The 7,103-nt window shown below is 26.9% G+C and carries 7 protein-coding genes and 1 pseudogene; all 8 read left to right on the top strand.

The features are described from left to right. Positions 1-587 precede the first annotated feature (587 nt). The 8 genes and pseudogenes from BUB51_RS11595 to BUB51_RS11630 all read left to right on the top strand — a co-directional run bounded on the left by BUB51_RS11595 (position 588) and on the right by BUB51_RS11630 (position 7,084). A complete protein-coding gene (locus tag BUB51_RS11595; protein ID WP_073197914.1) occupies positions 588-776 on the top strand; it encodes a hypothetical protein in 189 nt (62 codons plus the stop codon). Between the two features lie 282 nt (positions 777-1,058). Continuing rightward, on the top strand, positions 1,059-1,484 hold the full coding sequence (locus BUB51_RS11600) for a TrbC/VirB2 family protein (protein WP_073197916.1): 426 nt from the start codon (positions 1,059-1,061) through the stop codon (positions 1,482-1,484). 52 nt (positions 1,485-1,536) lie between these two features. Next, complete coding sequence (locus BUB51_RS11605) at positions 1,537-2,187, top strand: hypothetical protein (protein ID WP_073197918.1); 651 nt, start codon at positions 1,537-1,539, stop codon at positions 2,185-2,187. 302 nt (positions 2,188-2,489) lie between these two features. Further along, positions 2,490-3,011: an RNA polymerase sigma factor gene (locus tag BUB51_RS11610; RefSeq protein ID WP_073197920.1), complete on the top strand. Its 522-nt coding sequence runs from the start codon at positions 2,490-2,492 to the stop codon at positions 3,009-3,011. Next, positions 2,998-4,323: a hypothetical protein gene (locus BUB51_RS11615; protein ID WP_073197922.1), complete on the top strand. Its 1,326-nt coding sequence runs from the start codon at positions 2,998-3,000 to the stop codon at positions 4,321-4,323. The genes BUB51_RS11610 and BUB51_RS11615 overlap by 14 nt, the downstream gene beginning before the upstream one ends. 184 nt (positions 4,324-4,507) lie before the next feature. Beyond that, on the top strand, positions 4,508-4,606 hold the full coding sequence (locus tag BUB51_RS11620; RefSeq protein ID WP_073197924.1) for a transcriptional regulator: 99 nt from the start codon (positions 4,508-4,510) through the stop codon (positions 4,604-4,606). A gap of 481 nt (positions 4,607-5,087) precedes the next feature. Next, a pseudogene (locus tag BUB51_RS11625) lies at positions 5,088-6,206 on the top strand (IS110 family RNA-guided transposase). Between the two features lie 407 nt (positions 6,207-6,613). After that, a complete protein-coding gene (locus tag BUB51_RS11630) occupies positions 6,614-7,084 on the top strand; it encodes a hypothetical protein (RefSeq protein ID WP_073197925.1) in 471 nt (156 codons plus the stop codon). The last annotated feature ends 19 nt before the right edge of the window (positions 7,085-7,103 follow it).

Below are 7,103 nucleotides of genomic sequence, written 5' to 3' on the forward strand. Positions count from 1 at the left end.
AGGGTGTACATGGTATAACATATAGACTAGAGTAATTAAGTTGCGGGTAGCAAAAAGAAGCGGGTCCCGCAAAGCGGGACCCTTTTTTTATGTGTTTGTGGTAAAACTATTATAAAAAGGATGCTTTTATTTTGCAAATTTTTTCTCTGTAGTTTCCAGCAAAAATCGGAAAATCTCAAATTTTTAGTGCTTATTCTGAAATTCTTATAAATCAACGGACTATCGCCCTAAAAAATTTTCAAGTGCTAAATTTCTGATTTTTCTAAAATAATTTTCCCCCTGTTTATGTTAATCGAGTTTTTTAACTGTGAAATACAAGCTAATAAAGTAATAATCCCTATACAGCCTTAATAAAAAAGGATTAATTTGTAGCGTATTTAGAAAAATATTTCAAGTTTAATTTTCAAAGGTTAAAATAGTAAATGATAGTCTATAAGGATTTCAAAAACATTATTGACAAATAATAGAATGTATTTTATAATAAAATTAAATAAAGAAAAGATAATATAAGCAAAAAGTGAATGGAGAGAAGAATATGAAAATACTAACTATAGGAGAAAAAATACGAAAATTATAAAAGAAAAAATATGTCATTAAGAAAATTGGGAGGAAGCTATTATTATAACAGCAATGCTGATGTTTTAATAACTGTATTTGAATTGTCGTCAAAGACAACTGACAAAAACACAACAGTGTGTTGTATTATATGTGAATTAGATGATGAAGACGATGGTAAAGTAAGGAGTGTTACTGAACTTGATAGAAACTATAAGTAAATATGGTATTAACGGAAAAATTTTAGATAAGCTATTTTATATATAGAATATATTCAAAAATCAAGAAATGATTTATTGTTTGTGAAAAGGTTATAGAATTGTTAAATATATAATTATAATACGGAGAAAAATTAAAGTTAGATAACATTTATGTAGACTTATTTTGAAAATAAGAAATCCACTTATTAAGAGATAATAATTATTTGTTCGAAGTTTTTTAAAATATTTAATGTACAGAATAGATAATTACTAAAAATATAATTAGAAAAGGAGGGGAATTTTATGTTAAAAAAATTTAAATTAAGGAATAACTTCATTATTCCTGTATTAATATTTTTGACTTTGATATTAAATTTTTCAACAGCAAGTGCTCAATCTAGTAATACTGGAGTTGTTACATGGATAAATAATCAAGATAAGATAATCGTAAAAAATGATATTGGAATTCATACTTACTACAAAACAAGAGATGTAAACAATAATGTTATTTTTGTTAGAAAGAACTTTACACCAATTTACCATCCTATGCGTCGTGTTTGTTGCCATGATTACGAAGCTAATCCTAGAACTACTTCATTTATTACTACTGAATTCGTATATATAGAAAACCCATCAAGTCCAAATGGAGGATCATGGGTACCTTGCAGAGTAGAGATAACTGTATGCTATTATTGTGGAGCAGAAAAGAATCGTAGATATTTAGGTTGAATAAATGATTGAGTATCATAAGATTTATCATTGTTGAAAGGAGATGTATACTTTGAAAAAGAAAAAAATTCGGATATTTGTATGTATTGCATTACTGATTGGATTAGCATCAGGAGTATTAGCTAGTTCTGATTTGTTTGGAACGATAAAACAAGTAAAAGAAAATGAATACGCTCTAAACAATATGTGTTTATTTGAAACTGCAAAAGATTTTGAAATAGTATACCCTAATGCAACAATTCCCAATAATTTACTAGGATATAAATTAGAATATATACTTGTAACAGAAGATCCTTTTATTAACCAAAGATTTTACGAAGAAGTAGTTAAAAACAAAAAATTAGAATGGCAGCATGATCTATCTTTGATTGATTATCTGGAGGTTAGCTACAAAAATCAACATTCTCAAATGATTAAACTCTATTATAAAGATGCATCAGAACAATTCATACCACAATTAGATAATTATATTTTAGATAAAATCCAAATAGGAGATATAACTTATAATATATATCACGATGGTGTTAATATTAAATTTATTACGTTTAAGAAAGAACTATGGGGCAAAAATTTTAACGTACACGTGGAATTACTCAAGACCGAATCAGATGGCTCTGTGGTTAATCAGTTTGAATGGGATAAAAATAAAAATGAAATAACCAAATTTCTACAATTACTTTCGTTAAGTAATTTGATTAAATAGAAATAATTTGATGACAAACCCACGATTTTTTAAAATCGTGGGTTAAATTTTTAAGCAACTAATTCAATTTTTCTAAAATAATTTTCCTACTTCTAAAACAACATGGCAAAATCTTAATAAAAGAAATAGTTACGGAGAAATATAAGATTCAACTGGTTAGGTAAATGGAAATTTTAAAATTAAGATGTTTGTAGATGAATTAATTATCTATTTTTTACTCGATATATTTATTATGAGATAAAAAATAAAAATGTAAGGTTTTAGAATCATAATGTGTCTAATGGTTGAAAGGGGGATTATAGATGAGTAAAGAAACAATGAATGAACAAGATTTCAATCGTTTAATAAATGAATATGGTACAGAAATTTTAAGATTATGTTATCTATATTTAAAAGATTATCAATTAGCTGAAGACGCATGTCAAGATACATTTTTACGAGTATATAAGAAATTTCATACTTTTAAAGGTAATTCATCAGAAAAGACTTGGATTACAAGAATATGTATTAATGTATGTAAAAATTATTTACGAAGTTCATGGTTAAAAAGAATTGTATTAAATGATAAAAAATTAAAAAATAAGAAAGTTTCAGATAAAGAATTATTTGATAGACTTGAAGATAATGATCTATTCAAGTCAATAATGAAACTAAAACCAAAATATAGAGAAATTATTTTAATGTATTATTATCAACAGTTTACTGTTAAAGAAATAGCAGAAATTTTATGTATTTCTGAATCGAATGCGTATGCTAGATTATCAAGAGCAAGAAAAGAATTAAAAAATAGAGGGATAGGAGAGATGGTTTATGAACAATCTTGAAAATTTAAGAGATTATATAGATGAAAATTTGGAAAGTATAAAAATTACTGATGATATTAGGAATAATATAATAAGAAAAAGTAAAATAAGTACATATCATAACTTGAAATATATAGCTATTATAGCGCTACCTATATTATTAATATTATGTTTAGCTTTCAGTGATCCAATAAGTTATGCTGCACATAAAGTATTGAGGTATGTACCAGGTATAAATAAACTGATATACACAGACGTTAAAAACCAAGCATATGGTCTTTTAGGTTCAGTAGAAATGCTTATTGGTGAGAAATATATAAAAGTTAATTCAGCCTATACTGAAGGCAATACTGTAACATTGATAATCGAAGGCAATGTACCTTTGAAAATGGAAGGAAATAAAGGTTTAGAACATCAGATAATTGCAATAGATGAATATAAAAACGTAGCGGAATTAACATCATGGGACATGATATGGGATTATGATGATTATCAATGGAGCGGTAGAATTACTTATACATTCAATGATATGGTAAAGAAATTTAATATAGTTTATGATAAACATGCAATGCCTATAGTTATGACTGAATTGCCAGAGGTATCTTCCAAGGAACATAATTATATCTCTATAGAAGACATTGGTGTTGATATTGCTGTAGTAACTAATTACGTTGAAAATAAGTTAGAAGTTAATTTATTAGCACAAGCCAATGATTCTACGAAATCTGTTTCTTTCCCATTAAAAGATATCTATTTATTAGACGATAAAGGAGAAAAATATTATTGTATAAATACTAATTCGGGGAATATACTCTACTTTGATAGAAAGCTAGAACCAGGCATAAAATTAGTTATTCCTTATATTCTAATTGAAGATACAGATTTACAAGCTAAAGTAACCATAAGTAAAGATAACGAACTTCCAGTTAATATAAAAATTGGAGATAACAACTTGATAATTAATAGTGTTGAATGGGTCGATTATATTGAACGCTTTAATTACAAGACACCAGAAAATGATTGTCAGTTAATAGAAAAAGCAGCACAAAAAGTAAAGCTGATTATTAATAAAAATCTATCTGGAACAAAAGAATTGAAATTATATAATATTTTAGCCAATGTAGATGAAAAAGAATTAAATAAGTATATAGTGGAAGGCGTCAAGTGCATATTTGTGGACCCTAGCGAAGAAAATAACTCAAAAATTACTAATGATGATTATAAAGAATTAATTCTTTATAATATAAAAGAAGGACAACAAGAGATTAATGTAACATTTACAAATCCTATTTTTTATACAACTAATAAAGTAATAATCCCTATACAGCCTTAATAAAAAAGGATTAATTTGTAGCGTATTTAGAAAAATATTTCAAGTTTAATTTTCAAAGGTTAAAATAGTAAATGATAGTTTGTAAGGGACACAAAAACATTATTGACAAATAATAGAACATATTTTATAATGAGGTTAAATAGAGAAAAAATAGTATAAACAAAAAGTGAACGGAGAGAAGAATATGGAAATACTAACTATAGGAGAAAAAATACGAAAATTAAGAAAAGAAAAAAATATGTCATTAAGAGAATTAGGAGGAGATTTTGTTTCAAAAACATAGTATTTGGAAATCCCAAAAATAACTGACAATAAAGTAATAACACAAGGCACTGTATATGAATTAGCTGATGAAGATGATGGCGGATTGAGAGGATAAAAAGTTTAGTAATATATTTATTTAGGTACAGGAGATGAGAGTATGGTGTATCCAAGAGCACCAGATAAAAAAGCCTGCTAACTCAAATAAATGCTGGCGAGCATATTGAGTAGAGTTAATAGGCTACTTGATATAAGTATACTATGAATATATATAAATTTCAATATCTGGGTGTCAAATTTGCTCTAAAATTTTGACACTACGCATGGAGGATTGAGAGGGTAAATTAATAATAATTATATTTATTTTTAAAAAAAGGAGCATTCCTATAATAAATAAAAATGAAGATTGATAAAAAAAGTATCCCCTGTTAAAATACGAGGTGTCAGTAAATCCTGCAGGAAAAAAACTGACCCTTAATTTAAAAAACAGGAGGTACTCTAAAATGAATTATACACAAAACGAAAAGATAAAGCAAATAAAAGAAGATACTTTACTTTAATAATAGGAATCGATATAGCTAAGTACAAACATGTAGCTAGAGCTCAAGATTTTAGAGGTATTGAGTTAGGTAAAGGTCTAGTTTTTAATAACAGTGATGAGGGATTTAAATCATTAATAAAATGGATTATTAAGTTATGTTCTGAACATAACAAGTCAAACGTAATTGTGGGAATGGAGCCTACAGGTCATTATTAGTTTAACTTAGGACATTATCTAAAAGATAATGATGTGAAGATAGTTTTGGTTAATCCAATGCATGTAAAACGTTCTAAGGAGTTAGATGATAATTCACCTACTAAGAATGATTTTAAGGACGCTAAAGTTATTGCACAACTAGTTAAAGATGGAAGATATTCTGAACCTATAATACCAAAAGGTATTTATGCTGATCTTCGTTTGGCAATGGACGAAAGATCTGAAATCATTAAAGATTTAAATAGCATAAAAAATAAAGTAGAAAGATGGCTAGATAAGTATTTCCCTGAATTTTTTAAAGTCTTTAAAAAATGGGAAGGCAAAGGAGCTATTATAATTCTTAAATATTTTCCTTTTCCTAATGAAATTACAAAGTTGGGTGAATATGAAACAGCATCTATTTGGAAAGCACATATAAAAGGGCCGTAGGTCTTAAGAGGGCTAAAAAGTTAGTAAATGCAGCTAGAAATTCTGTAGGCATACAGGAAGGTCAAAAGATGGCTAGAAAACAGTTAAATAATTTATTAGAAAGATATGAACTATTGTTGGAACAACTTAATGCACTTGAAAATGAAATTGAAAAACTCGTAAAAGAAATACCAGGTGCAGAAGAAATGCTATCGGTTGATGGTATTGGTGTAATAACTGTTGGAGGTTTCATATCTCAAATAGGTGATATAAATAACTTTAATATTATACTACCAGAACTATAAATCCTTTAACTAAAAAGCAATCACTAATAGCATTGTGTTCTAAGTTAATTAGAGTTCTATTTGCACTTGGTAAAAAGAAAGTAAAATATAATGGAGATAAACTTTTAAAAGATATTAAAAGACCATCAGAATTACAATACAAAGTAGTTTAAAGTTAAAGTGTAAGGAATATTTGCCTAAATCATTATTTAAAATAAAGTTTTTAGGGTTACGAACATTGAAAAAAGAAGTCAGGAGAATCTGGTATATATTTATTCCATAAGGACTTAGATCCAGTAAAGGAGCATTTCCAGCCTCCACTCATGGATAGATAAAACGAAGGAATTTAGGGACATAGGTCCTGTGAGACATGGGAGGGTAATCGCCATGAGTTTTGTGGAGATCTAAAGACGATTATAAGGGGAAATTAAGCATCCTTATTAAAGCACATCCCTATATACCATAAATTTATATTTTTAACATATTTATCCATGCAACTTCTTTTGAATATAGTAGTAATTCTAAGAAAATAGAAGTATTTTAAAGAAAATTTTAATTTATAGAGGGAGGATATAATAACATGAGGATTTTGCAAATAAAAAAATTTTCAATAGTAATAATTTTAATAATATTAATGTTTTGTAGTTTATTAAATTTTAGCTATGCTTCTACAGATAATATGAACGTGATAAAAATAGCAAAGAATTTTGTTGATACTATTAGTTCAAAACACGAACATTTTTCAGATTGGAAAATCAGTGTAATTTGTGAACCAGTACCACTCTACAAAGAAAATGGTAAAATTAGAGCCTATCTTTTTCATCTAAGAAAATCTAAAGAAACAGTAGGTTATTTTATATTAGATATAAAAACATTAAATGTAGTAGAATTTGCAAGAGGTGAATCTCCATACCAAAGTACACTTAAAAGATTTAAAATTGAAAAGTTCAAAGACAAAAAAATTGAAAAAGAAATGTTAGTTTATGCAGGCCCATCATATTATATACTAGGAGTAAAGACAAGTAAAGATAAAAATATCTTCAATTCGTAATATGAAAAATTAAATTCAT

Source organism: Caloranaerobacter azorensis DSM 13643 (assembly GCF_900129995.1).
In the GTDB taxonomy this organism is placed as follows: Bacteria; Bacillota; Clostridia; order Tissierellales; family Thermohalobacteraceae; genus Caloranaerobacter; species Caloranaerobacter azorensis.